Here is a 25,240-nt window from a genome sequence, read left to right as displayed (position 1 = left end):
CCATTCAAGGACACCATGAAACGCAGAACCATCTTGCAACTGGCCGCCAGCGGCGCCACCCTCGCCGCCTTGCCCGGCCTCACACGCGCCGCCACGCCTGCGCCGCTGAAGGAGCTGCGCCTCGACTACGCCTATTATTCGCCCACCAGCCTGGTGCTGCGCCGCTTCGGCTGGCTGGAAGAAGCATTCAAGCCGGACGGCACCAGCATCAAGTGGGTGCTCAGCGCGGGCAGCAACCGCGCGCTCGAATACCTGAACGCCAACAGCATCGACATCGGTTCGAGCGCCGGCCTGGCCGCCCTGCTGGCGCGCGCCAACGGCAACCCTATCCGCGCGCCGTATATTTTTTCGCGACCCGAGTGGACGGCGCTGGTGGTGCGCAAGGATAGTCCCATCCGCAGCCTGGCCGACTTGAAGGGCAAGAAGGTAGCCGCCACCAAGGGTACCGACCCGTATCTGTTCCTGCTGCGCTCATTGAAGACGGCGGGCCTGAAACGCGGCGACATCGAACACGTCAGCCTGCAGCATGCCGATGGCCGCGCGGCGCTGGAACAGGGCAAGGTCGATGCCTGGGCCGGCCTCGATCCGCACATGGCCGCCAGCGAACTGGAAGCGGGTTCGCGCCTGATCTACCGCAACGTGGCCTTCAACACCTACGGCTTCCTGAACGTGCGCGAGGACTTCCTCTTCAGCCGCCCCGTCGAAGTGGGCAAGGTGATACAGGCCTACGAGCGGGCGCGCGCCTGGATACACGCCAATCCGGCAGAGGCGGCGAAGATCCTGTCGGAAGAAGCCAAGGTCAGCCTGCCGGTGGCGCTGCTGCAGGTGAAACTGCGCAGTGACTTCAGCAATCCACAGCCGTCGAGCGAACATGTGAAGGCACTGCTGGTGGCCGCGCCCATCCTCGCCGAGGAAGCGCTGGTCAAACCCGGCGCCGACCTGAACCGCGCCATCGCGGACCTGGTCGACACGCGCTTCGCCGCGCCCTTCATCAGCAAGGCGTAGGCGCTCATGGCCAGAGACACGCTCGCCGCGCCGGCACCGGCCCACGACACGGGCGTCCGGCACAAACACTTTCGCCCGCCCTTGCCACGCGCGGCGCTAGGCCTGCTGCTCCCCGCCCTGGCGCTGCTGGCGGCGGAGCTGGGCGTGCGCACGGGTGCCATCCCCGCCAACCTGCTGCCGGCGCCCAGCGACATCGGCGCCACCATCGCCGAACTGGCGCGCCAGGGCCTGGCCGGCCATGTGCTGGCCAGCACGGCGCGCGTGGCCATCGGCTTTGCGGGCGGCGCGCTGCTGGCCATCGTGCTCGGTGCGGCGGTGGGCTTGAACCGCACGGCGGAAGCGCTGCTCGACCCCACGTTCCAGGCCCTGCGCGCCATTCCCTCGCTGGCCTGGGTGCCCTTGCTGCTGCTGTGGCTAGGCATCGATGAAGCGCCGAAGCTGGTCCTGATCGGTATCGGCGCCTTCTTCCCCGTCTACATGGGCGTGGCGTCGGGCATCCGCGACGTGGACCGCAAGCTGATCGACGCGGCCCGTTTATATCGTTTGAGCCGCCCCGCGCTGGCGCGGCGCGTGCTGCTGCCGGCCGCGCTGCCGGCCATCTTCACGGGTTTGCGCAACGGTTTGAGCCTGGCCTGGATGTTCATGGTGGCGGCCGAACTGATCGCCGCCAGCCAAGGCCTCGGCTACCTGCTCAGCGACGGGCGCGAAACGAGCCGCGCCGACATCGTGCTGGCGGCCATCGTGCTGCTGGCCGTGCTGGGCAAGGCCAGCGACAGCCTGATGCAGCACCTGGAAACCCGCTTGCTCGCCTGGCGGGACAGCTATGCCACTGCCTGACGAAAGCCCCCACGCATGACTGCCCTGCTCGACATTGCCATCCATGACAAAGCCTATGGCCCGCGGCGCGTGCTGCACAACCTGCAATTGCAGCTGCGCCAGGGCGAGATCGTCAGCCTGATCGGCGCCAGCGGCTGCGGCAAGAGCAGCCTGCTATCCATCGTGGCAGGTCTCGATACGGACTTTCGCGGCACCGTGCGCCTCGACGGCAAGCTGCTGGCGGGAGTGCATGCGGACATTGGCCTGATCTTCCAGGAACCGCGCCTGTTTCCCTGGCTGACAGTGGCGCAAAACATCGCCTTCGGCCTCGGCCCCAAAGGCGAAGACGATCCCAGGGTCGCGCAACTGCTGGAGGAAGTAGGCTTGCAGGGCCATGCGGACAGCCTGCCCAAGCAGTTGTCGGGCGGCCAGGCGCAGCGCGCGGCGATTGCCCGCGGCCTGTTTGGCCAGCCCCGCATCCTGCTGCTGGACGAACCGTTTTCCGCCGTCGACGCGTTTACGCGCATGAAGCTGCAAGACTTGCTGGCCGCCATCGCCGCGCGCCACGGCTTGAGCGTCCTGCTGGTGACGCACGATATCGATGAAGCGCTGTACCTGAGCGACCGCATCGTCATGCTCGACACGCGCGCCGGACCGCCACGCGCCCAGTACGACGTGGCCGCGCCCCGGCCCCGCCTGCGCACGCCGGCGGCGCAGGCGCAATTAAAAGAGGCCATCCTCGGCGAACTGCACGCCGCGCACGCGATCTGACGCTGGCGCGGCGGCGCCAGTGACAAGCCCTGCCATTCATGTTAGCTTGCCAGGTTAAAAACAGACAGGCGGCTACGTGCACCTTCCTTCCCTTCCCATCCTCGCCATCCTGGCCCTAGGCCACATCGCGGCGCACGCCGGCACTCAGGCTGACGCAGCTCCAGAGGCGCCGGCCGACACCAGCCAGTCCGTCCACGTCAGCAGCATACGCAACCCGGAACTCAAGTCCTACCGCGTGATGGCGGCCGGCCTCGATGCCTTTGACGACCACCATGCACTGGCACCCAGGGCACGCGAAGTGCGCTTCCAGCTGATTCCCGGCCCCGGCGTCGCGGCCGATGCCCTGCGGGACGCAACCTTGCGCATCGTCGGCAACGAGACGGCGATCAGCGTGCCCCTGTCTGCAGATGGCAGCTTTGTGCTGCCCCGCAGCGCGCAAGCCGACAGCGACAACGCGGACCTGGTCACCAACCAGAAAAAAGACCGGTTCCGCTGGCAGGCCATCGTCCGCAGCGACGATGTACCGCCCGGCATGCGCCGCCTGGGCGACCTGCGCCTGCAGTGCCAGGTCGGCATCGCCATTGCCAAGAAAGAGACGCCCTTCTTGCTACGCACCCTGGTCGCCACCAAGCTGCGCACCACCGACTGGTGCTCCGCCATTGAACTCAAGATGAGCACGTACAGCGATCCGGCCATCGCCAGCGCCACCCTGCTCGATGGCGAGCGCCGCGTCGCGCTGCAGGTGAAAAATGGCGGCACGTCCTTCCTGGCCCCCTTGGGCGACACCCGCTATGCGGACGATACCCTGATCGAACTGGTGTACCTTGATGCCGCCGGTGCACCGCCCGCATCCTTGTGACCATTTGCGTCGCGCCCCGTTCCATGTCAGCATATGCCACCCTGGCACCACGGATAAGGATCGCAATGCCCCCCACTCTTACGCGCGCGCTGGCACTGGCGCTGCTGGCAGGCCATGGCTCCCTGGCATTGGCGCAGGCGCCAGTCACGCCGCCGACGCAGGGCTGCGATGTCTGCGCCACCTGGAATGCGGACCAGGCACCGTTCCGCATCTTCGGCAATACCTATTATGTGGGCGTAAAAGGCCTCAGTTCCGTGCTGGTGACGTCGCCGCAGGGCCACGTGCTGATCGACGGCGGCTTGCCGGAATCGGCGCCCAAGATCATCGCCAATATCGGCACGCTGGGTTTTCGCATCGAGGACGTCAAGCTGATCCTCAATTCGCACGGCCATATCGACCATGCGGGCGGCCTGGCCGAACTGCAGCGGCGCAGCAATGCGCTGGTGGCCGCCAGCCCGTCGGCCGCGCTGGACCTGGCGTCGGGCGAAGTGGGGCCGGATGACCCGCAATACCACGCGCTGCCCAAGTACCCGCCCGTCAAGGACATGCGCCTGGCGCGCGACGGCGGCCGGTTCAACGTCGGCCCCGTCAACCTGACGGCGCACGCCACGCCGGGCCACACGCCCGGAGGCTTGAGCTGGACGTGGCAATCGTGCGACGGCCCCCGCTGCCTGAACATGGTCTACGCGGACAGCCTCAACGCCGTCTCGCGTCCCGGTTTCAAGTTCAGCGCCAGCAGCGAATATCCAAACGCGGTGGCGGACTTGCACCGCAGCTTCGAGACCCTGGAAAAACTGCCTTGCGACGTGCTGATCTCCGCCCACCCGGAGGCGTCGCAGCTGTGGGAGCGGCTGGAAGCGAGCGCCACGGCCGGCAGCGAGGCGTTCATCGACCCGCAGGCTTGCCGCGCCTACGTGGCAGCCGCGCGCACCGTGCTCGAGTCCCGGCTGGAACAGGAAAAACAGGAATGAGCTTGCCAGCAAGCTTGTCAACCGTGCACGCTGGCGTGGCGCCAATCTGCTACGCTGGCGGCTATCCCCTATTACGTTAACCAGGAAATACCATGTTCAAACTCGCCAGACTGATTCCCTTCGCCGCCATCGTCGCCATCACTGCCGGCTGCGCGCAGACGCCGGTGCGCAGCGACGCTGCCGCCGCTGCGCCAGGCGCCACCTCGCCCGCCAAGCCGGCACCGAAGCTGACGGGCACGCAGTGGAAGCTGAAGGAATTGAAGGGCAAGCAAGTGGTGCGCAAGGCGCCCGAACAGCGCGAAGTGACCCTGCTGCTGGCTGAAGGCCGCGCCAGCGGCAACAGCGGCTGCAACCAGATGATGGGCGGCTACACCAGCGATGGCGTCAGCACTCTGAACTTTGGGCAGATGGCCGGCACCATGATGATGTGCCAGCCGCAGGACATGGACCTGGAACGCCTGCTGCTGACCACCTTGGGCGAAGTCAATGGCTACCGCTACGCCGACCAGGAATTGCTGCTGCTGAAGGATGGCGTGCCCGTGGCGCGCTATGAAGCGCTGACGGTGAAGTAAAACTGCTGCCTTCCCCCAAAGGCAAAGACTGGGGTCGTACCCTCAGGGTACGACCCCGGCATCTGTCAGGGGCTTGCTCCACCTCCACCGCACCTAGTCATTGCGCATCTGCGCCTGCGATACATTACTGTTCGCTGGCACGCTCTGCGTCAGCCACACATTCCCCCCGATAGTCGATCCCGCGCCGATGGTGATGCGCCCCAGCACGGTCGCGCCCGCGTATATCACCACGTCGTCCTCGACGATGGGGTGGCGCGGCGTGCCCTTGATCAGCGCGCCGGAAGCATCCGCGGGAAAACGCTTGGCGCCCAGGGTGACGGCCTGATACAGGCGCACGCGCTGGCCGATGATGGCCGTCTCGCCGATCACCACGCCCGTGCCGTGGTCGATGAAGAAGGAGGCGCCGATGTGCGCGCCCGGGTGGATGTCGATGCCCGTCAGGGTGTGCGCGATGTCGGCGATCAGGCGCGCCAGGAACGGTGCGCCGAGCGCGTGCAGGCGGTGCGCCAGGCGGTGGTACAGGATGGCGATGGTGCCCGGGTAGCACAGCATGATCTCGGCCACCGAGGTGGCGGCCGGGTCGCCCGCATACGCGGCCTGCACGTCCGACACCAGCAGGGCGCGGATATCGGGCAGGCTGGCGGCGAATGCGCGGGTGATGTCGCGCGCCTGCTGCGCCAAGGCCGCGTCGTCGCTGGCGGCATCCCCCTCATCGCCGGCCGGCACTGAGAACAGCAAGCCGCGCCGCACCTGTTCGCTGAGGCGGTTCAGGGTGGTGTTGAGGGTGTCGCCGACAAAATAATCGATGCTTTCGTCCGTCAGGTTGGGCCGCCCGTAATGCGTGGGGAACAAGGCTGCCGACAGGCCGTTGACGATGGTAGTGAGGGCTTCGCGCGACGGCAGTTCGCGCACCCTGCCGTTATGGCGGATCTTGTGCTTGTCTTCGCGCGAGCTGCGCAAGGCCTGGATCACGGGCCCCAGGTTCCACTGGGCCGTGTCGTCGGCGGGCGCCGCGGGATAAATACTGTGCATGGCGTATCACTTCCAGAAAATGGCAAACAAGCCGGGTCGCCCAAGCATAGCGGTGGCGACAAGCGATGCAAACGAAGAATTTCAAGATTCCATATGCGAAAAACACATATGAATGACAAACAAGGCCGGCGCCAAACCCGATTGCGTCCACTAGCGTAAAATGACGGGCTAACAAAAACACTCTTCAACATGACTAAATTATTAACATGGATTTTGGCGGGCCTGGCGATGGTCGGACCGCTTGCAATTGACACCTATCTGCCGTCGTTCCCCGCCATCGTGCAAGATTTCAATGCCAGCCCCCTGCTGGTGCAGCAAACCCTGAGCTTTTTCCTGTTCACGTTCGCCTTCATGATGCTGTTTTACGGCACCCTGTCCGACTCGTTCGGCCGCCGTCCCGTGATTCTCGTCTCGCTGGTGCTGTATGTGATCGCCTCCGTGGGCGCCGCGCTGGCGCCGTCGCTGGGCTGGCTGCTGGCCTGGCGCGTGCTGCAGGGACTTTCGGCGGGCGCCGGTTCCGTGATCGGGCGCGCCATCGTGCAAGACCGCTATTCGGGCGCCGCCGCGCAAAAAATCCTCTCGCACATCATGATGGTGTTCGCGCTGGCGCCGGCCATCGCGCCCGTGCTGGGCGGCTGGCTGCAGGTGGGCCTGGGCTGGCGCTGGATCTTCTGGTTCCTGACGGCCTTCGGCGTGCTGATGTTCGTCGTCGTCTGGCGCGCGCTGCCGGAAAGCCTGCCGAAGGAGCAGCGCCACGCCTTCCACCTGGGCGATATCGCCGTCAATTACTGGAAAGTGCTGTGCCATCGCCAGTTCCTGCTGCTGTCGACGGCCATCGGCGCCGCCTTTGGCGGCTTCGCCTTGTACATCGGTTCGGCCGCCTACTTCATCATCAACATCCTGCACCTGCCGGAAACGGCGTTTGCCTGGCTGTTCATTCCCCTGATCAGCGGCATGGTGTTCGGTTCGGCCCTGTCGGCGAAGATCGCCCACCGCTACAGCCAGCGCCAGATGATCTGGGCCGGCTTTATCCTGATGCTGGTGGCGGCTGCAGCCAACATCGGCTACAACTATGTCTTCGCCGCCGAAGTGCCGTGGGCAGTGCTGCCGCTGTTCTTCTACTCGTTCGCCCTGTCGATCGCCATGCCGCCGATGACCCTGATGGCCCTGAACCACTTCCCCAACAACAGCGGCCTGGCATCGTCGATGCAGTCGTTCATCCAGATGCTGCTGTTCGCGCTGGTCTCGGGCCTGGTGGCGCCGCTGCTGTTCGACAGCGCCTTGAATCTGGCGTATGGCGTGATGGCGGGATTGCTGGTGAGTTTATTGTGCTGGGTGTTTGCGCAGGGTAAGGCAGAAACGTAGGTCGGATTAGCGCGCAAGCGCGTAATCCGACAACATTGTTGGCGGGTGACGTCGGATTACGCGCAAGCGCTAATCCGACCTACGGCCACGGTGCCGGCGTCACATCCTGGTATTGCGCCCCGCCCTGCTCCGGTTCCGCTTCATTCCGCTGCGCCGGCTGGTTCAGGGAACCGGCCGGCGAACGCAGACTCAAGATTTCCTTGCGCGCCTCGACGAAGTCGGCGGAACTCAAGGGGTTGTGCTGGTCAGGCCAGTGGCTGACGGCCCACTCCTGCAAGGCTTCAAAGCGCCGCCACAGTTCGGCGACGAATTCGCGGCGCGTCTCTTCCAGCTGTTCCGGAGTCTTTTCAATTGTTTCGCTAATATTGACTTCCATGGCCGTTCCCTCGCTGACAAGTTATTTTGCCAGCCTACCCAGGGACCAGCCAGGCGTCTGTTCGCGAACGAACACAGAATTTATTCGGGCATCTTGCGGAAACCCACGGCCAGGCGGTTCCAGGTGTTGATGGAGCCGATGGCCAGGGTGACGTTGACCATTTCCGCCGGCGTCAATTGTTCCGCCAGCGCCGCATAGTCTGCGTCGGACGCATGGTTCTGCGGCAGCAGGGTCAGCGCCTCCGTCCAGGCCAGCACGGCCCGCTCGCGCGGCGTGAAGAACGGCGTTTCGCGCCAGACGGACACGGCATACAGGCGGCGTTCCGTTTCGCCGGCCTTGCGCGCGTCGCTCGTGTGCATGTCCACGCAATAGGCGCAGCCGTTGATTTGCGAGGCGCGCAGGCGGATCAGCTCGAGCAGCGAGTGTTCCACGCCCAGCTTGGCGATCGCCGCTTCCAGTGCGTACATGGCCTTGACGGCGTCCGGCGATGCTTGCGTGAAGTCGAGTCGTTGCTGTGTCATGATGCATTCCTTGATAGAGTAAAGATGCACTATTGTAGAAGCGCAAGCAGTACGCGCGGCAGGCCAATCCCCCCGAAAAACAGCAGACCACCAGCAGACACACCATGGAATTACATATCCTGATCGACGGCACGCGCGACCTGGGCGGCCAGCTGTACCGCCAGCTCAGCGAGGCCATCCGCTCGGGCCGGCTGACGGACGGCCAGCAATTGCCGCCCTCGCGCCTGCTGGCCAGCCAGCTGGGGCTGTCGCGCAAGACGGTCTCCGACGTGTATGACAAGCTCGGTTATGAAAAGCTGCTGGTCGGTAAAGTGGGCGTGGGCAGCTTCGTGCAGACGCCGCACGCCTCGCCGCAGCGCCGCCACGCCAGCACGCCGCTGGCCAGCGCGCAGCGCATCGCCCGCTGGGAAGCGACACCCACGCCCTTGCGCCGTGCCAGCCAGGAAGAGCCTGCGCGCTACGCCTTCATCGGCGGCCGCGCCACGCCCGCGCACTTCCCGCAGGATGAATGGCGCGCCTGCATGCTGCACGCGCTGCGCCAGGGTGGACAGGCGCGCGGCCGCTATGCGCCTGTCGCCGGCTTGCCATCCTTGCGCGCGGCGATTGCCGGCCATGCCGCCTTCAGCCGCGGTATCCATTGCACCGAGGAACAAGTGCTCGTCACCAGCGGCGCGCAGCAAGCCTTGCACCTGCTGGCGCTGACCTTGCTGGAGCCCGGTGACACGGTTGCCGTGGAGGAACCCGGCTACCCGGTGGCGCGCGCCGTGTTCGCCAGCCAGGGCGCCCGCGTGGTGGGCATCGAAGTGGACGAGGATGGCCTCGTCGTCGGGCAGATTCCCGACGGCACGCGCTTGATCTATGTCACGCCCGCGCATCAATTTCCACTGGGCATGCCGATGAGCATGGCGCGCCGCCATGCCTTGCTGGAGCGGGCCCAGCAACTGGGTGCCATCATCATCGAGGACGACTACGACAGCGCCTTCCGCTACGAAGGCCGGCCCGAGGATTCCCTGCAAAGCATGGACCGCTATGGCGTCGTGGCCCATGTGGGCAGCTTTTCCAAGATCATGCTGCCGGAATTGCGGCTCGGCTATGCAGTGCTGCCGCAAGCCATCGTGGCCGCCGTGGAAACGGTGAAATACCTGAGCGATTGCCATACGGCCAGCCTGGGCCAGCATGCGCTGGCCAAGTTCATCGGCGACGGCCATTTACTGCGCCACATACGCCGCTGCCACGACATTTATGCGGGCCGCCGCGAGCGGCTGCAGCACTGGTTCAACGGCCCGTTGGCGCCGTGGTTCCGCCTCGTGCCGGCCAGCGCCGGCTTCCACGTGGCGGCCCTGGCCCAGGCGCCGCTCGACATCGCCGAATTGCTGCGCCGCGCGCGCCTGGCCGACATCAGCCTGTATGCGCTATCGGGCTTTTACCATGGCGTGGCGCGTCACGAAGGCCTGTTCCTCGGCTATGGCGCCATCGACAAGCTCGATATCGATACGGCGCTGGCCCAGGTGCTGGCGATCCTGCAGGAAATAGCACCGCTGGCCGTCAACGGGGCTGCCAGCGATAATGTCCCGTGATGGGATAGCTGAATAGAATATTTTCCTCGCGTGCACCCTCGCCGATGTTGTGGATGATGAGCGGCACGCCGCTCCACGACTGCTTGTCGCTGACGATGCCGATGTGCGTGAGGTTGCGCGGCAGGCGCCAGGTGACGATGTCGCCCGCGCGGTAAGCGTTCACTTCCTTGCTTGGCGACAGGCTGGTGCCGTGGCGGGCAAAGTACGTGCCCAGATTCGGCACGCGGCGGTGGTCGATATTGCGGTCCGGCCCCTTCATTTGCCAGCGTCCCTGCTGCTGGTACACCTGCCACGCCTTGCGCATGTCTTCGTGCACCAGCACCTGCAAATCCTGCCCCAGCTGGCGGTAGGCGCGCACGACCACGTCCGTGCACACGCCCCGCTCTATCGGCACGTCGCCGCCCGGATAGGCAAGCCGTTCGTAGCGCGGGTCGTACTGTACGGTCACGCCCACCTGCTTGCGGGCGGCGACGACGAGGGCTTGCGGGGTGGCAGGGATGGCCGAGGCCAGCATGGGCGCCAGAGCAAGCATCAGGATGGGGAGCAGTTTGGTCGGCATCAACGTCAATGGTCGGATGAAAATGCCAACTTTACCGCAGCGGCAAGGAAAACGCCGTACGCTTAGAGGCCCGCCAGCTGCGCCAGGTGGCCAGGAAAATCCACGGCCGGGCCGGCCGCATTGATGGTATCGAAATAATCATGCCAGCCCGTAGCGGCGATGCCAGCCAGCAAGGCGTTCAGTGCCGCCTCGTCCGGGAAGCGCCAGACGGCATAGAATTGCCGGGCAGCGGCATGCAACTTGCCGCCATCGATGGCGCCCATGGCCAGCGCTTCGGCGCCCATGCCGGACAAGGCCGCCATGCCGCCGCCCACCGTGTCGAAATACGCCTGGCGCGCGGCACCATCGAGGGCCAGCCAGGCCGGTTTCGGACTGTACAGTTCTAACAGGTAATGCATGTTTTCTCCTTCAGTGATCCATCGTCAGGCCAGCGAGCGCTGGGCGCGCTTGCAGATGCGTTGCGTGGCGGCATTAGCACTTTCCAGCAGCCATTGCGCACACAGGCTGCGTACCCAGTCCGGCCGGCTCTTGGCCGCATCGTTGAGCCAGTTGGCCACGGAATCCTGCACGTAGACGGCCGGGTCAGCGCGCAAGGCGTGCAGCACGGGCAAGGCCAGCTGCGGCTGTTCTTTTAGCTGGGCGATATGCGCGCACCAGACGCCGCGCGGGCGCAGCGCTTCGCAGGCGAAACGGCGGACTCTTTCCGACGGGTCCGACGTCCACGGCGCCAGCAAGCGAATGGCCTCGTCAAGATGCGCCGCCAGATGGGGCCGCAGGGCCAGCCAGGCCCATTCGCGCACGCCAAAATGGCCATCGTCGGCCAGCGGCCGCATGGCGGCCAGCTGTTGCGGCAAGGTCCAGCCAGCCTGGGCGGCGATGGCAAAGCAGACCCAGCCTCGTACCGTGTCGGATGGGTGCGCCTGCAGCACAGCCAGGTCGGCGTTGCCCTCCAGCAGCAAATGCCCCGCCAGCGCCATGCGTTTGGTGATGCCGGCTGCGGCCTGCGCGCGCATCTGCTCCAGCCGGGCCGCGCCGATAGCGGGCACGGCCGCCGCCAGCAGCTGGGCGAAATCGATGGCCAGCCCTTCCGTCAGGGTGGTGCTGGCCACGCTTCCCCCGTTCAGCAGCGCCAGGCGCGCGGAAGCGATGTCGGCGACGCCACGGCTCATGCGGCACCTCGGTCCGTCTTGCGCCAGGCTTTTTCCAGCAGCGCGCTCAACAACTGCATTTCTTCCGGCGTGAAATCCGCAAACAGGCTGGCGATCCATTGCGCGTGTTCATCGACCAGGGTGGCTGCGGCCGCTTCGCCCTTGGCGCTCAGGCGCACCAGCAGCTTGCGCCGGTCGACCTGGTCCGCGTGGCGCGCCAGGAAACCATCGCGCTCCAGGCCGTCGAGCAAGCCCGTGATGGTGCCGCGCGTCACGCCGGCCCGCTCGGCCAGTTCGTGCGGCGACAGTCCGCCGGGCACGTCGCGCAGCAGGGCCAGCAAGACAAATTTTCCTTCCGACAAACCATGCCGGCCCAGGCGCGCGGCGCAATCGCCATCGATGGCGGATGCCAGGCCCAGCACTTCAAAGCACAGGCGCAAGCGCGCCGTCGACTGCGCCATGTCGAGACCGCTGGCGCGCCGCTGCACGTCGCCCAGCAGGGCCGTATATTTTTGTTCGAGTTTTATCATATGGCGCAATATAATATGGCACCATATTAATTGTCAAATGGAAAACCTGCGATGGTTTTCCTGCCGGCTCAAAAACGGGCTTTGTCCCGCGCCCAGGCGATGATGGCATTCGCATCGATGGCACCGGGCTGGCGCGCCACTTCCACGCCGCGCATAAACAGGGCCAGGGTGGGAATGCTGCGGATATTGAAACGGCTGCCCAGGTCCGGCGACGCTTCCGTATTCACCTTGACGACGCGAAATGCGGGTTCCAGGGTCTTGGCGGCTTGCACATAGAATGGCGCCATGCTGCGGCAGGGACCGCACCACGGCGCCCAGAAATCGACCAGCACGGGAATGTCGCTGCGTTCGATATGCTTGAGGAAACGGGCACTGGCCAGGTCCACGGGCTGGCCCGTAAATAAATCCTTCTGGCACTTGCCGCACGTGGGCTGTTCAATCAGGCGGGCTGCCGGCAGGCGATTGACGGCGTCGCAATGGGGGCACACGATGTGCAGGGAGTCTGGCGGGGTCGAGGTCATGGCATTCCTGGAAAGCGTAGTGTCAAGTTGATGGACATTTTACGGTGTATCGTACACCGCCGCCGGCACGCTGGCGGCACTTATCCGCGGAGTCCACTATAGTGTGCTGGAACGGCGCGCACATTGCCGGGCCGGCCAAGGAAAACAATGCCTGATGTCGCAGAAAACATGGAATTGAGCACCGAACTGACTGCCGCCCTGCGCTTGCAGCGCGCCGCTTGCCTGGCCCACCCCGTGCCGACCCTGGCCGAGCGCCAACGCGACCTGCAGACTCTGCAGCGCTTTATCCGCGACCACAAGGACGCGTTGTGCGCGGCGATCAGCGCCGACTACGGCAACCGTTCCCGGCACGAAACCTTGCTGGCGGAAATCTTTCCCACCATCGACGGCATCGACCACGTCCTGAAACATTTGAAAAAATGGATGCGACCGCAGCGCCGCGGCGTGGACTGGCGCAGCTTTCCTGGCGCCCGCAACCGCGTGATGCCCCAGCCGCTGGGCGTGGTGGGCGTGATCGTGCCGTGGAATTTTCCCGTGAACCTGAGCCTGGTTCCCTTGACCTACATTTTCGCCGCCGGCAACCGCGCCATGGTCAAGATGAGCGAAAATTCGCGCCACCTGGCGCGGCTGCTGATCAACACCATGCCCGCCTATTTTCCACCGGAAAAACTGCAGTTTTTTGACGAGACGGGCGGCGTGGGCATAGCTTTTTCACAATTGCCGTTCGACCACCTGCTGTTTACGGGTTCCGGCCAGACGGGCCGCGCCGTCATGGCGGCCGCCGCGCGCAATCTGTGCCCTGTCACCCTGGAGCTGGGCGGCAAGGCGCCGGCCATCGTCTGCGCCGATTTCGACGTGCGCACGGCAGCCGAGCGCATCCTGTTCGTCAAGTACCTGAACGCGGGGCAAATCTGCACCAGCGTCGACCACGCCTGGCTGCCCGAAGCCAGCATCGCCGCCTTCGTCGCGCATGCGCGCGACATCGTGCCCACGCGCTACCCGCGCCTGGACACGCCCGACTACACCTCCATCATCGACGAGGCCGCCTTTGAGCGCCTGCTGCTGGCGCTCGACGAGGCGCGGGAACGGGGCGCGCAAGTGATTTCGCTGTTGCCGGGCCCGAGCCACGACCGCGCCACGCGCAAGATCGCGCCGCACATCGTGCTCGACGCGCCCGACGATTGCCTGTTGCTGACGCGGGAAATCTTCGGCCCCATCCTGCCGCTGCGCGGCTATGCGAACCTTGACACCGTGATCGCCAGCATCAACGCGGGACCGCGCCCGTTGGCCATCTATCCGTTCAGCAAGCAGGCAGACACGGTGCAGTTGCTGATCGACCGCGTGATGTCGGGCGGCGTGTCCGTCAACGACGCCCTCTTCCACGTGGGCCAGCACGATCTGCCCTTCGGCGGCGTGGGCGAGTCGGGCATGGGCCACTACCATGGCGTGGAAGGTTTCCACACCTTCAGCAAGCTGCGGCCCGTGTTTTACCAGGCCCGCTACAGTGTGCTGAAACTGCTGTGGCCACCGTATGGCAAGCTGGCCAGCCGCGTGCTGGCCTTCCTGACGCGTTGATGCTTTACAGGAATAGCGAGGCGGCGATGGCCCACATGACGAGGGCGATGATGCCGTCGAGCACGCGCCAGGCCATGGGCTTGGCAAACACGGGCGCCAGGTAGCGGGCGCCAAAGCCCAGCAGGAAGAACCACAGGGCCGAAGCCATGATGGCGCCGCCGGCGAAGTAGAAACGTCCCACGCCTTCATGCTGGCCGCCGATCGAGCCGAGCAGGATGACCGTATCGAGGAAGGCGTGCGGGTTCAGCAGGCTGAACGCCAGCGCCGCGCCGATCACGGCCCAGTAGCCTTCGGGCGACTTGGCGGCCGACACCGTCAGGGCCGTTGGGCGCCAGGCCGACTTGGCGGCGCGCAAGCCATACGCGATCAGGAAGGTGGCGCCGCCGGCCTTGGCCCACAGCAGGAAATTGGGATTGTCGGCAATGAACGTGCCCATGCCGGCCACGCCGGCCGTGATCAGGATGGCGTCGCACACCAGGCAGACCAGGATGCAGGTGAGCACGTAATGGCGCTTCAAGCCCTGCTTGAGCAAGAAAGCGTTTTGCGTGCCGATGGCCACGATCAGGCTCGCTCCGAGCCCCATGCCTTTCAAGAAGATTGCGCTGTCCATATCGATTCCTTTATTGCTTTCCATCACGCGCACGGCCGCCCACGCTCTGCCGGCAACGGCAAAGTCATCAAAGGTAGGTGGAGGGTGTAGCGGTACCAGCAGGACCGCGCGGGAGAGTGGAGTTGTTACCCTATTTCAACAGTGTAAAGAAAAAGTAAATATAAGTATAATGAATGATTCTAACCATATATAAGAGAAACTTATGCGCGTCGTCGATTACCGTGGATTGGCCGCCCTCGACGCCGTGATCGGTCTGGGCAGCTTTGAAAAGGCCGCACAGGCGCTGGCGATCAGCCAGCCGGCCGTATCGCAGCGCATCCGCACCCTGGAAAATCTGGAAGGCACTTTATTGATCATCCGCAGCCATCCGCCCCTGCCCACGGAAGCGGGCCAGCGCCTGATCGCCCATTACCGGCAAGTCAAGCTGCTCGAAGCGGCGCTCGACGCCCAGCCCGGCCCCACCACGCATTTGCCGGAGCTGGCCATCGCCGTCAACGCCGACAGCGCCGCCACCTGGATCCCGGAAGCGCTAGGACCGCTGCTGTCGCCGCCGTCCTGCCTGCTCGATATCCGCCTCGACGATCAGGACCACACCCTGAGCCAGCTGCGCGAAGGGCGCGTGTTTGCCTGCGTCACCAGCGCCAACGACCTGGTGGCCGGCACCACGGCCACGCCGCTGGGCGGCATGCGCTACCTGTGCGTAGCCTCGCCCGCATTCGCGCAGCAATGGTTTCCCCACGGTTTTACGGTGGAAGCCGTCAGCCAGGCGCCGGCCATCACGTTTGGCAGCAAGGATGCACTGCACGAACGCTACCTGCAGCACCGCCTCGGCTACACGGGCCGCTATCCACACCATGTGCTCGGTTCGGCACGCGACTTCGTGCGCTTCATCGAAGCGGGCTATGCTTATGGCATGGTGCCCTTGCTGCAGGCGGAAACGGCGCTGGCCGCCGGCAGGCTGGTCGACGTGGCGGCCGGGCAGGCGCTCGATGTGCCCCTGACCTGGCATGCCTGGGATATCCAGACCCCGCTCACGCGCACCCTGTCGGACGCCGTCATCGCCACGGCGCGCAAATGGCTGTTACAGGACTGATTGACGCATGCAACATTTATCTATGCCAGACAGCAACTTCTCCGTGTGCGCCCAGCCCTGCCTGGCCTACACTGCAAGCATCAGCCATCACCATCAGGAGCAAGCATGACGATCCTGCGCACCACCCTGCTCGGTTTGCTGGGGGCCATCCCGCTGGCTGTCGGCCTGGCCGCCTGCTCGCCCTTGATAGCCATCAATGCCTTGTCGTCCGGCAACGCCTCGCAAGTGACGCGCGGCCTGGCCTACGGCCCTCTGCCACGGCAAAAGCTCGATGTCTACGCCCCCAGGACCCGTACGGGGCCCGTGCCCGTGGTGGTGTTCTTTTACGGCGGCAACTGGACAACGGGCGAGCGCGCCGACTATGCCTTCGTTGGTCACGCGCTCGCGGCGCGCGGCTATCTGGCCGTAATCGCCGACTACCGGCTGTATCCGGACGTGCACTATCCCGAAATCTTGCAGGATGCGGCCCGCGCCGTGGCATGGGCCGCGATGGAGTCCAGCCGCCATGGCGGCGACCCGGCGCGGCTGTTCGTCATGGGCCATAGCGCCGGCGCCTACAATGCGGCGATGTTAGCGCTCGACGCCAGCCTGCTGGCGCGCCACGGCATGCGTCCGCACGACTTGCGGGGCTGGATCGGTCTGGCCGGCCCCTATGATTTCCTGCCAATAGAAAACACCATCACCCGCCCCGTTTTCTTTTACCCGGATACGCCCGCCGCTTCGCAGCCCATCCATCACGTGACTGCCGAAGCGCCGCCCGCCCTGCTGATTGCACCGGCGCCCGGCAAGGATAAGCTGGTCGATCCGCAACGCAACACGGGTGGCCTGGCCAGGGCCTTGCGGGCGCTTGCCAGGCCCGTGACGGAAACGTATTTCGACAAGGTCAGCCATACCACCCTGGTCGCCTCGCTGGCCAGCCCCTTGCGCATGCTGGCGCCCACGCTCGACGCCGTGAGCGCCTTTATCGACGCCAACAGCAAGACAGATAATGCGGCGGACAATACGGCAAACAACGGAGGCACGCCGCAAGACGTTAGGCCAACGCCTCCGGCCACGCCGCAGCAGCCGGCAATGGCGCAGGGCACCGCCACGCAGGCTGCCGCGGCGCGCGTCCACGACAAAACGCCCGCCCCCTGAGGGACGGGCGCTCTGCCTGGCCACTGCGCGCGACGCTGCGTGTCAACCAGCCGCACCTCAAGGCTCGGCCCCCGAATGCGGATTCAGTTGACTGCAGCGGCCCGCTTACTCTTTACGGCTGGCGCTGCTGCTTTTGCTTTGTGCGGAGCCCGCTTGCGAGACGCTGCCGCTGGCCGAGCTTTCGCTGCCGGCCGACTGCTGGCTGCCCTGATGGCTGCCGCTTTGCAGGCTTTGACCGTCACGGCTTTGCGCGCCGCGCTGCTGGTCGCGGCTGGCGCCGTTCTGATGATAGGCCTGGAACGGTTCGGCGATGCGCTGCATGGCTTCCTGCTGCTTGCGCACGTTTTTCTCCGTTTCTTCCGAAGCAGTACGGGCCACTTCTTCGGCCAGGGCCTTGGCAGTACGGCTCGTTTCATTCACATGCCGCTCTGCCACGTTGGCCAGTTCGACTTGCGTATCGGCTGCCAGGCGCGCTACCTGTTGCTGGTACTTGCGCAATTGCTCGGCGGCAGGCTGGCCCGAGGCGGCAGCCACCTGGAACACATCTTCAGCGCGCTCGACCGTCAGCAGGTTCTGGCCGGTGACCGTGGTTTCTTCCAGCAAGCCTTGCGCCAGCTGCATGTTCAGGTCACTGAAGTGCTGCACCGACTGGAACAGCGACTTCGACAGTCCATTGAAGAAAGCCAGCTGGGCTTCCAGGTGGTTTTTGGCGGCAGGGGTAACACTACGGGAATATGGATACATGGAGTTCCTCATTAAATAGCGGTTGGGTGGACACAAACAAATGGCGACACCACCGGCAGTCGAACGGTGAGGCAAACGGCCAGGCTACGCCACGAAACGCGAAAAAACATATCCGATTGGTGGGAAGATGCTTTGCAACGCGAGTCCCAAGGCTACGTGAGCACCGCTGGCGAGGGATGATCTGGATCAAAGGTGCGCTAGGCTGCGCAGAAAGTTTGGGCTGGACGGCTTGCCTTTGGCAAACGTCAGTGACGGGAAGGAAAATCTGTGCCAGGCAAGCTCAACAAGCGGCGCCCGCGCCCGGCACGACGGGCTTGTAGCCATGGCTGCGCAGCGACGCTTCCAGCCAGCGATTGCCATACCAGCCACGCGCCAGCAGGTAACTGAGCTCCGAGACGGCCATCAGCAGCATCATCGGGCCGATGCGCAGTTCGGTGGCCAGATGGCTGCCAAACCACAGGCACGCATCCATCGCCAGCATGAGCAGCAGCAGCCACCAGCGGCGCTTGGCGACGGCCCAGAACGAGCCCAGGAACAGAGCCGGCCAGGAAAAACCCGCCTTGACGTAGGCATAGCGGCCGGCATCGTCGGCAAACAGGGTGGCGCTGTGCTTCATGCTGCTCTCTTCAGGAAATAACGGTGTCAGGGCTCGGGATGGTGGCAGACGGCTTCGACATTGTGACCGTCCGGCCCCAGCACGAAAGCGCCATAGTAATTCGGGTGATACAGGGCGCGGATGCCTGGCGCGCCGTTATCCTTGCCGCCCGCTTCCAGCGCGGCCTTGTAAAAGGCGTCCACCTGGGCACGGTTGTCCGCCGCGAAGGCGAGATGCATGCCGGCATGCGGCGTGCCGCCCACGCCGAACCAGAAATCGGGCTTGCCATCCTTGCCCAGGCCGACCCAACCCTGCTCTTCCATCACCACCGCGACGCCCAGGGGCGCCAGCGCGGCCGAAAAGAAGGCCTTGCTGGCCTGTGCATCGCTGACATTCAAACCGATGTGATCAAGAATCATGATGGCGCTCCCTGGCGATAGTGAAATGGAAGTACAGTATGCGCCAACATTGCCTTTTAAGCAACCACAACTGCGAATCCGGCTGCTCAGGAAACGCCATGCGCCTGCTTAGCGCAGGTTGCCCGTGTGGCCCAGCGAATAGCGGCCCGGCTGCGGCCATACGGTCAAGCCGTGCGGTTCCTGGCCAACTTTGACCTTGGCAACGTCGCCGCTGTTCGTCTCGATACGGTAGACCACGTCGTCGAAACGGCCGGACAGCCACAGGTACTTGCCATCGGCGGACACATTGCCCATGTCGGGGCTGCCGCCGCCAGGTATCGGCCAGTTCGACACGACTTTTTCCGTGGCGAAATCGATCACGCTGACGCTGCCCTTGCCCTTGGGCTTGCCGTGGATGCGGTGCGTGCCGCGGTTGGCCACGTACAATTTCTTGCCATCGCGGCTAGGGTACAAGCCGTGCGCGCCCACGCCCGTCTGGATGAAGCCGATTTCCTTCAGGGTGGCGCCATCGACGATGTGCACGCCGTCGGCGTCCATGTCGGCGATATAGAATTTCTTGCCATCCGGCGAGATGCGTATGTCTTGCGGCATGCCCTTCTTGACGCTGCAGATTTCATTTGCCGGGCCGCCCACGGGGCCGGATTCGGCAAAGCGCTTGGCCGGCATCTGCAATTTCAGGTAGCCGTCGACCTTGCGGCCCACCAGGTCGATCTTGGCGATGGTGCCGTCGAACTCGCAGGTGAACATGGCGTAGCGGCCGTCATTGGAGAAATCGGCATGGTTGATGCCGCCGCACTGGGGCGTGTCGATCGAATACTGCACCGCCATGGTCTTCGGATCGCGGAAATCGAGGCGGTGGCGCGCTTCGGCCACGACGATGGCCGATTTGCCGTCCGGCGTGTAATACATATTGTAGGGATCATCGACGGGCACTTCCTTGCCCGGCTTGCCGCTCAAAGGGTCGATAGGCGTCAAACTGCCCTTGTCCGTGCGCTCGGCATTGTTCGCCACCCACAGGGTGCGCAAGTCCCACGACGGCACCACGTGCTGCGGGCCGCTGCCGACCTTGAACTTGTCGACCACTTTCAGGGTTTCCTGGTCGATCACGTAGACATCGTTCGAGCGCAGGTTGGGCACGTAGACACGGCGCAAATGATCCTTGACGACGGGGCTCATATTGCTGCTGGCGATGCTGCCGTACACGTTTTTCGGATCCACCAGCGGCGGCATGCCCGGCAGCGGCGAATAGGCGGCGGCCGGCGCGACGGCGGCTGGAGCCGCTGTGCTGGCGCCGGTGACCTGGCTGGCCACGCCCAGGCCGGCCAGTGCGGCAGCCAGGGCGGACAAGGTGACGATGGTGCGTCGTTGAGATTTTTTCATGTGATTTCGCGTCGTTTCGTTGCAAAAGCCGGAAGTTCAGCACTTCCAGCGGAAGTTATTTATTACGTTTCAGTAGCTGTTTGATGGCAGCCACGGATGTATCCACCTGCAGCTTGACACCGATCTGGCCCAGTTCAGCCGTGGCGCGCGTCGCGTCGCCGCGCACGCCGTCCGCCACGCCGGGCTTGGGTCCGTGGGCCATGGCGTCGCTGCGCACCAGCGACGGGTCCGTCGCCAGCATCAAGGCCGCATCCGCCAAGCCCGCGTGCAAGCCGATCTCGGCGCTGCTGTGGCCGCGTTTCTGCAACTCGGCAATATAGGCCGATTGCGTGATGTCATAGTAGTCGAGCAAGGCGTAAGCGCGTGCATCCTTGCCGGCGGAAGCCTTGCCCCAGGCGCGGTTGAGTTTGTTGGCCACGTTTTGCTCGTTTTTTTGATAGCCGCCATGGTCGCCGAGAAAAATGATGTCGCGGAAACCATGCTGGCGCAGGCTGGCGGCCGCCCCTTCCAGCACGGCTTCGAAGGCGGCAGGGGGAATCGAGATCGTGCCGGCAAAGCGCATGTGGCCGGCCGGCGGAGAAACCGCGCCTTCCGGCACGTAGGAAACGACGGGCGCGACGATGGTATTGCCCAGCTTTTGCGCAATCTGCCGCGCCAGCAGGCCGGCGCGCACATTGTGCTTGCCCAGCGCGATATACGGCCCGCTCTGCTCGACGCCGCCAATCGGCACCAGCACGGTCGTGGCGCCGTGGTCGATACGGCTGCGCAACTCCGTGCTGGTCAGCTCTTCCAGCATGACACTGCTGCTGGCAGGCGCAGCCGCCATGACGGGCGCCGTGACCAGCAGGCACGAAAATGTCAGGACGAACAGGGAAACGGGGGGCTTGCGTGAAATGCGGAGCGTGGATGGCGCGCAAGGCGCCGTTCGCTGAGGGAACTGCAGAGTCATAAGCCAACATCTTTCCGAGGTCAAAGGCGCCGTGCCCGGCCTTGCCAGGCAAGCTGGCTGCCACGCAGGAATTGTATTCCATCATGACGGGAACGGCACGTTAATTTGACGGGGCAGTTTGCAAGGAATTGACGAGGGGAAACTATCTATCAGGCTGTTGTCGCGTTAGCTCCGCCCTCCTCGGCGCTGTGGCGAGTGTCGTTGCGCTTCTCGGCATAGGCCTTCAGCGAGCGCATCGTCCTGGGAAGCCCGTCCCGGACCTGTCTGGCAACGCCTGGGCCGAACAGAAAGGCAAGGGCTCCCGTGAACCACACGCGGTGAACGACTTGCGATCCGCCCTCTGCCGCAACAACCGTGTGCTCGAAGTGGATGCGGAACCAAGGGATGTAGCCCTCGACGGTGAACGAGCGGCCTGCCGAGCGCTCCGTGACCAGCATCGCAATACCCATCCCCTTGCTGGGAACTATCCTGCCCTGTGTTCCCACCGCGAACGGCCCATTGAGCCGGGCTTGCTTTGTATCGGGATCCCACAAGTGCCAGCGGTCGACCTCGCTCCAAATCTGGTCGATGACCGTGGGCGGGACGGCAATGTGGATGCTTTCTTCAATTTGCGCCAATTTGGGGGATCTCCCTATCATTGTGTGAAAGTAACTGGGCCTGTTATCCGGCGTCGCGCAGTATATGAAAATTGGGGATATTGGCCCGCGGCATAGCATTCATCACTCAGTATCGCCATGCCATTGCGCCAATTCAAAGATACTCCGCCAGCAGAAACAAATGCCGCAGCCTTTTCTTTGCCTCGACAAAAAATATATCCGCTGAAATTGCAGGATACACTGTTTTTTTATCATGCAAATAGAATTAGATTGTGGTTATACTGGTCGCAGATAAAGCCGGGCCATGATGACAGCCTTGTTTTGCGCCAGGATCAAGGGATGCTCAGGATTCGACCGAAAGCTGCTGCTCGCCATGGCCATGAGCATATGAAACTTTGAGAAATGATGAATACAGCACATTGGCGGGTTCAGGAACTACAGCATCACTCAGCGGATATCGCCTGGCTGAATGCCGAAGACGCCCGCCGCGCCTATGAGGTAGCAGGCCTTCACGACTCAAAGACCCATCTCAGCCTGAACATAAACACCGTTGACTCGATCGAGCGGTTCGCATCCGGAGACGATGCGGCCACCGCAAGCAAATGGTTACGTGCCCGTGTGCCGGGAAACCAGCAGGTCGTTGTGGTGTTTGGAGAAGACGAATGTTTCTTGTGCAGCAGTGTGTTCCTGTTCGAGAATTGGTCGGATATTTTTATCCCTTCACGTGACGACGCGATGATCTATTCGCACGACACACCGCTTATCCTGTTTTATTGCCATGAGAATGAATTCGAAGTGGGACAGCGAATTGTTTTTGATTAGAGACCGAGTTCGGCCAAAAGCCGACGCTCGCCGTGGCCGCAAACAACTTGTAGTCGTATAGAGGTTTGAAGATGCGAAATACATGCAGTATATGCAGTCGAAAACTGGACCAGAAAGATGACCCTCTATCAGTTGACTGTGGTGGCGACTGTTGGGGCTGCATCGGTGAAATTGAAGCAGACATGGGCGACGAGTATTCGTTAACCAAGGTAAGGGAGGAGTTTGCGAAAGGACTCCGCCCACGATGGGTTGATACGAGCTCCAATTTATCATCAGAGGTTAAGATATAACAAGACGGCAACCGGCCAAAAGCAGCCGTTGCCAGCGATGGCATTCCACAATTCCCTTGTGCTAGTAAATATTCCATCCGAGTGGAAATGCGCGAGCGATTTTCATATGTTGCTGCGTAAACTTCCGCTTCGGGGCGCAACCTGCCAACGACGGCAACCGGCTAAAAGCGGACCTAGCCAAATACTTGAACAACGCCAGGAATATTAAAGGAATGATCGCGCATGAAGATCGAAGACCTAGCTGAGACCTACGTGCTCTCCTTCTACCTGGAGCAGCGCCATTCCTATTTTCTGACGAAGTTGATTGGCTATGACGGGACACGATTTGAGTTGCTGGCGACAAATTCCGATGGCTCGCCAATTGGATTTGAAGTTGGCGAACTTCGTTTTGCCGGGAACATCACAACTCGTGAGAATGTTCCAAGTCTTGGTGAGCTTGAAGGTGCGGCAACAACTGAAGATGGTGCAATCCTTGAAGGTGACTTCGGCGACATCAGAATTCGCGCAAACAACATTACCATCAAGAAGGAATCCTAGTTCTCGATGGTCCGCTTTGGGGCGAAAGCGGACTCACGTGTGCGAAAGGCAGGCACCCTGACTTGCGAAACAGGGCAGTGCCCTCCTTCCCTGTCAGCCCAGGAAACCTTACTTACCGTCGTCACAGATACCGAACATCAACGCCCCCCCCCGAATAAAACAATGACATCACCAAAACCCCGGCGTACCGGGGCAATTCAATGACTAAACTTAAGCGCGGGCACTGCGGCCAGGCAGCGCCAGGCGCCGGCTGGCTGAGGCTGAAGCCGGGGCCGGCAAGCCGCCCGCCACTGTCAACGGTTTTGCCTGGGTGTCGCCACGCAGGCGGAACACGGCCACCACGTCGACCAGCTCGACGGCGCGGTCTTGCAGCGACGATGCGGCCGCGGCGGCCTCTTCCACCAGGGCTGCGTTTTGCTGGGTAACCTGGTCCATTTGCGAAATGGCCTGGTTCACCTGCTCGATGCCGGCGCTTTGCTCGTGGCTGGCGTTGGCAATGTCGCCCATGATGTCTGTCACGCGGCGGATGCTGGCGACGATTTCTTCCATCGTCGCGCCCGCCTGGTCGACCAGTGCGCTGCCCGTGTTGACCTTGTCCACGGAATCTTCGATCAAGCCCTTGATTTCCTTGGCCGCCGCTGCCGAGCGCTGCGCCAGGTTGCGCACTTCCGTGGCCACCACGGCAAAGCCCCGGCCCTGCTCGCCTGCGCGGGCTGCTTCCACGGCCGCGTTCAGCGCCAGAATGTTGGTTTGGAAGGCAATGCCATCGATCACGCCGATAATGTCGGCGATCTTCTTCGCCGATTCATTGATCGAACCCATCGTGCCCACCACTTGCGCCACCACGGCGCCGCCCTTGCGGGCCACGTCCGAGGCGGACACGGCCAGCGAGTTCGCCTGGCGCGCATTGTCCGTATTCTGGCGTACGGCCGAGGTCAGCTCTTCCAGGCTGGATGCCGTTTCTTCCAGGGAAGACGCCTGCTGTTCGGTGCGCACCGACAAGTCCGCGTTGCCGGCGGAAATCTGCGCGGCCGCCACGCTGACCGTATCGGCCGAAGCGCGCACGGTGGCGATCACGCCGACGATGCGCTCGAGGAATTTATTGAAGGCGGTGGCCGTGCGGCCCACTTCATCCATGCGCTCGACGGGCATGGCGGCGGACAGGTCGAGCGAAGCGCTGACACGCTCCAGCGTGTGTTCGATATTGCCCAGGCCGCCGCTGATGGTGCGGTAGATATGCCAGGCCAGCGCGCCCGTCAGCAACACGGCCACGCCCAGCACGGCCAGCATGGTGTTGAACGCCGTGTCGTAGGCGGCCAGGCTTTCGGCCTTCACGTCATCGACCAGCTTGTTGTTGTAGGCGATATGGTCATCCATGCTCTTCTTGGCGGCGGCGGCCGTGATGGCCAGCGGCGTGCCGGCCAGCAAGGTGGCGCGTACGCCATCCATGTCGCCCGCGTAGGCGGCGGCAAAGAATGGCGCCAGCGCGCGGCGGTAGGCTTCCATCGCGGCCTGGTCGGCGTCGAGCATCTTGCTGTCCGTCGCGTCATACAGGCGCTCGGCACGGTAGGTGGCGATGACCTTGTCGAAATTCGTGTTGGCATCGGCCACGGCCTTGTCCAGCGCCGTCTTGTCGGCCAGGTTCGAGAATACGGACAGGCGGTAGCCGGCCAGGCGCGAGTCGGCCAGGAAACCCTTGGCCGCATTCAAGCCCTGGATGCTGGGAATGATACGGTTTTGCACGGTATCAAAACGCTCCTGGGCGCGCTGCAGCTGGATGGCGCCACCGGCGCCCAGCAATAGCAAGGCCAGCAAGGCGATGGTCAGGGTCAGAATTAATTGCTTGGTGATATTCATGGTGTGTCACAGT

General features: G+C 63.7%; 30 protein-coding genes. 14 read left to right on the top strand and 16 right to left on the bottom strand.

The window, feature by feature from the left end; all coding sequences use genetic code 11:
* The first annotated feature begins 15 nt into the window (after positions 1-15).
* The 6 genes from JAB1_RS05265 to JAB1_RS05240 all read left to right on the top strand — a co-directional run bounded on the left by JAB1_RS05265 (position 16) and on the right by JAB1_RS05240 (position 4,994).
* The gene (locus JAB1_RS05265; RefSeq protein WP_070279085.1) at positions 16-1,005 is read left to right on the top strand and encodes an aliphatic sulfonate ABC transporter substrate-binding protein; all 990 of its coding nucleotides are present in this window, start codon (positions 16-18) and stop codon (positions 1,003-1,005) included.
* A gap of 6 nt (positions 1,006-1,011) precedes the next feature.
* Positions 1,012-1,842: an ABC transporter permease gene (locus tag JAB1_RS05260; protein WP_070279084.1), complete on the top strand. Its 831-nt coding sequence runs from the start codon at positions 1,012-1,014 to the stop codon at positions 1,840-1,842.
* 15 nt (positions 1,843-1,857) lie between these two features.
* Positions 1,858-2,592 carry an ABC transporter ATP-binding protein gene (locus JAB1_RS05255; RefSeq protein ID WP_070279083.1) on the top strand — a complete coding sequence of 245 codons (735 nt, stop codon included), beginning with the start codon at positions 1,858-1,860 and terminating at the stop codon, positions 2,590-2,592.
* A gap of 76 nt (positions 2,593-2,668) precedes the next feature.
* The gene (locus tag JAB1_RS05250; protein ID WP_070279082.1) at positions 2,669-3,451 is read left to right on the top strand and encodes a hypothetical protein; all 783 of its coding nucleotides are present in this window, start codon (positions 2,669-2,671) and stop codon (positions 3,449-3,451) included.
* Positions 3,452-3,516: 65 nt separating this feature from the next.
* Positions 3,517-4,422, top strand: coding sequence for a subclass B3 metallo-beta-lactamase (gene bla / locus JAB1_RS05245; RefSeq protein WP_070279081.1), 906 nt, complete (start codon positions 3,517-3,519; stop codon positions 4,420-4,422).
* 92 nt (positions 4,423-4,514) lie between these two features.
* Positions 4,515-4,994: an META domain-containing protein gene (locus tag JAB1_RS05240; RefSeq protein WP_070279080.1), complete on the top strand. Its 480-nt coding sequence runs from the start codon at positions 4,515-4,517 to the stop codon at positions 4,992-4,994.
* A gap of 93 nt (positions 4,995-5,087) precedes the next feature.
* On the opposite strand, the gene epsC is transcribed toward JAB1_RS05240, so the two are convergent.
* Positions 5,088-6,026 carry a serine O-acetyltransferase EpsC gene (gene epsC, locus JAB1_RS05235; RefSeq protein ID WP_052140419.1) on the bottom strand — a complete coding sequence of 313 codons (939 nt, stop codon included), beginning with the start codon at positions 6,024-6,026 and terminating at the stop codon, positions 5,088-5,090.
* Between the two features lie 189 nt (positions 6,027-6,215).
* On the opposite strand from epsC, the gene JAB1_RS05230 reads away from it, so the two are divergent.
* Positions 6,216-7,391: a multidrug effflux MFS transporter gene (locus JAB1_RS05230; protein ID WP_070279079.1), complete on the top strand. Its 1,176-nt coding sequence runs from the start codon at positions 6,216-6,218 to the stop codon at positions 7,389-7,391.
* A gap of 79 nt (positions 7,392-7,470) precedes the next feature.
* Here JAB1_RS05230 and JAB1_RS05225 read toward each other — a convergent pair whose 3' ends face one another.
* Together JAB1_RS05225 and JAB1_RS05220 are read right to left on the bottom strand one after the other, a co-directional pair.
* Entirely contained in the window at positions 7,471-7,767 is a 297-nt protein-coding gene (locus JAB1_RS05225) for a hypothetical protein (protein ID WP_070279078.1), read from the bottom strand.
* A gap of 80 nt (positions 7,768-7,847) precedes the next feature.
* Entirely contained in the window at positions 7,848-8,288 is a 441-nt protein-coding gene (locus JAB1_RS05220; RefSeq protein ID WP_070279077.1) for a carboxymuconolactone decarboxylase family protein, read from the bottom strand.
* 104 nt (positions 8,289-8,392) lie between these two features.
* Between JAB1_RS05220 and JAB1_RS05215 the strand changes: the two genes are divergently transcribed.
* On the top strand, positions 8,393-9,865 hold the full coding sequence (locus JAB1_RS05215) for a PLP-dependent aminotransferase family protein (RefSeq protein ID WP_070279076.1): 1,473 nt from the start codon (positions 8,393-8,395) through the stop codon (positions 9,863-9,865).
* Here the strand turns inward: JAB1_RS05215 and JAB1_RS05210 are convergent.
* The 5 genes from JAB1_RS05210 to trxC all read right to left on the bottom strand — a co-directional run bounded on the left by JAB1_RS05210 (position 9,834) and on the right by trxC (position 12,623).
* A complete protein-coding gene (locus JAB1_RS05210; RefSeq protein ID WP_070279075.1) occupies positions 9,834-10,424 on the bottom strand; it encodes a DUF1287 domain-containing protein in 591 nt (196 codons plus the stop codon). The genes JAB1_RS05215 and JAB1_RS05210 overlap by 32 nt on opposite strands.
* A 62-nt stretch (positions 10,425-10,486) precedes the next feature.
* Positions 10,487-10,822, bottom strand: coding sequence for a DUF6616 family protein (locus tag JAB1_RS05205; protein WP_070279074.1), 336 nt, complete (start codon positions 10,820-10,822; stop codon positions 10,487-10,489).
* A 24-nt stretch (positions 10,823-10,846) separates the two neighbouring features.
* The gene (locus JAB1_RS05200) at positions 10,847-11,593 is read right to left on the bottom strand and encodes a HEAT repeat domain-containing protein (protein ID WP_070279073.1); all 747 of its coding nucleotides are present in this window, start codon (positions 11,591-11,593) and stop codon (positions 10,847-10,849) included.
* The gene (locus JAB1_RS05195; protein WP_217494281.1) at positions 11,590-12,099 is read right to left on the bottom strand and encodes a MarR family transcriptional regulator; all 510 of its coding nucleotides are present in this window, start codon (positions 12,097-12,099) and stop codon (positions 11,590-11,592) included. Before JAB1_RS05195 ends, JAB1_RS05200 begins: the two co-directional genes overlap by 4 nt.
* A 71-nt stretch (positions 12,100-12,170) precedes the next feature.
* Positions 12,171-12,623, bottom strand: coding sequence for a thioredoxin TrxC (gene trxC, locus JAB1_RS05190; protein WP_070279071.1), 453 nt, complete (start codon positions 12,621-12,623; stop codon positions 12,171-12,173).
* A gap of 147 nt (positions 12,624-12,770) precedes the next feature.
* On the opposite strand from trxC, the gene JAB1_RS05185 reads away from it, so the two are divergent.
* On the top strand, positions 12,771-14,198 hold the full coding sequence (locus JAB1_RS05185) for a coniferyl aldehyde dehydrogenase (protein ID WP_070279070.1): 1,428 nt from the start codon (positions 12,771-12,773) through the stop codon (positions 14,196-14,198).
* Between the two features lie 4 nt (positions 14,199-14,202).
* Here the strand turns inward: JAB1_RS05185 and JAB1_RS05180 are convergent, their stop codons facing one another.
* A complete protein-coding gene (locus JAB1_RS05180; protein WP_034785705.1) occupies positions 14,203-14,808 on the bottom strand; it encodes a LysE/ArgO family amino acid transporter in 606 nt (201 codons plus the stop codon).
* Positions 14,809-15,010: 202 nt separating this feature from the next.
* Between JAB1_RS05180 and JAB1_RS05175 the strand changes: the two genes are divergently transcribed.
* Positions 15,011-15,901 (top strand): LysR family transcriptional regulator ArgP, encoded by an 891-nt coding sequence (locus JAB1_RS05175; protein WP_034785706.1) that lies wholly within the window; start codon positions 15,011-15,013, stop codon positions 15,899-15,901.
* Positions 15,902-16,006: 105 nt separating this feature from the next.
* Complete coding sequence (locus JAB1_RS05170) at positions 16,007-17,038, top strand: alpha/beta hydrolase (RefSeq protein ID WP_070279069.1); 1,032 nt, start codon at positions 16,007-16,009, stop codon at positions 17,036-17,038.
* A 105-nt stretch (positions 17,039-17,143) separates the two neighbouring features.
* Here JAB1_RS05170 and JAB1_RS05165 read toward each other — a convergent pair whose 3' ends face one another.
* From JAB1_RS05165 to JAB1_RS05140, 6 genes are all read right to left on the bottom strand, one after another.
* Positions 17,144-17,782, bottom strand: coding sequence for a phasin family protein (locus JAB1_RS05165; protein WP_070279068.1), 639 nt, complete (start codon positions 17,780-17,782; stop codon positions 17,144-17,146).
* A gap of 280 nt (positions 17,783-18,062) precedes the next feature.
* Positions 18,063-18,398 (bottom strand): hypothetical protein, encoded by a 336-nt coding sequence (locus JAB1_RS05160; protein ID WP_052140423.1) that lies wholly within the window; start codon positions 18,396-18,398, stop codon positions 18,063-18,065.
* A gap of 26 nt (positions 18,399-18,424) precedes the next feature.
* On the bottom strand, positions 18,425-18,796 hold the full coding sequence (locus tag JAB1_RS05155; protein WP_170846428.1) for a VOC family protein: 372 nt from the start codon (positions 18,794-18,796) through the stop codon (positions 18,425-18,427).
* Positions 18,797-18,904: 108 nt separating this feature from the next.
* Positions 18,905-20,176: a YncE family protein gene (locus tag JAB1_RS05150; RefSeq protein WP_070279067.1), complete on the bottom strand. Its 1,272-nt coding sequence runs from the start codon at positions 20,174-20,176 to the stop codon at positions 18,905-18,907.
* A gap of 55 nt (positions 20,177-20,231) precedes the next feature.
* Positions 20,232-21,002 carry a creatininase family protein gene (locus JAB1_RS05145; protein WP_070279066.1) on the bottom strand — a complete coding sequence of 257 codons (771 nt, stop codon included), beginning with the start codon at positions 21,000-21,002 and terminating at the stop codon, positions 20,232-20,234.
* A 272-nt stretch (positions 21,003-21,274) separates the two neighbouring features.
* Positions 21,275-21,742: an SRPBCC family protein gene (locus JAB1_RS05140; protein WP_254671978.1), complete on the bottom strand. Its 468-nt coding sequence runs from the start codon at positions 21,740-21,742 to the stop codon at positions 21,275-21,277.
* Between the two features lie 117 nt (positions 21,743-21,859).
* Between JAB1_RS05140 and JAB1_RS29370 the strand changes: the two genes are divergently transcribed.
* From JAB1_RS29370 to JAB1_RS05130, 3 genes are all read left to right on the top strand, one after another.
* Positions 21,860-22,120, top strand: a complete 261-nt coding sequence (locus tag JAB1_RS29370) for a hypothetical protein (protein WP_139144436.1) — start codon at positions 21,860-21,862, stop codon at positions 22,118-22,120.
* Positions 22,121-22,126: 6 nt separating this feature from the next.
* The gene (locus JAB1_RS05135) at positions 22,127-22,543 is read left to right on the top strand and encodes a hypothetical protein (protein WP_175445023.1); all 417 of its coding nucleotides are present in this window, start codon (positions 22,127-22,129) and stop codon (positions 22,541-22,543) included.
* A 512-nt stretch (positions 22,544-23,055) separates the two neighbouring features.
* Positions 23,056-23,370 (top strand): hypothetical protein, encoded by a 315-nt coding sequence (locus JAB1_RS05130; RefSeq protein WP_070259164.1) that lies wholly within the window; start codon positions 23,056-23,058, stop codon positions 23,368-23,370.
* A 210-nt stretch (positions 23,371-23,580) separates the two neighbouring features.
* Here JAB1_RS05130 and JAB1_RS05125 read toward each other — a convergent pair whose 3' ends face one another.
* Positions 23,581-25,227 carry a methyl-accepting chemotaxis protein gene (locus JAB1_RS05125; protein ID WP_070279063.1) on the bottom strand — a complete coding sequence of 549 codons (1,647 nt, stop codon included), beginning with the start codon at positions 25,225-25,227 and terminating at the stop codon, positions 23,581-23,583.
* Positions 25,228-25,240 lie beyond the last annotated feature (13 nt).

Origin of the sequence: Janthinobacterium sp. MP5059B (assembly GCF_001758645.1) — a bacterium.
GTDB classification, from domain to species: Bacteria; Pseudomonadota; Gammaproteobacteria; order Burkholderiales; family Burkholderiaceae_D; genus Janthinobacterium; species Janthinobacterium lividum.
The sequence above is the reverse complement of the archived record's forward strand: the minus strand, read 5'-3'. Positions and strand labels throughout refer to the sequence as shown.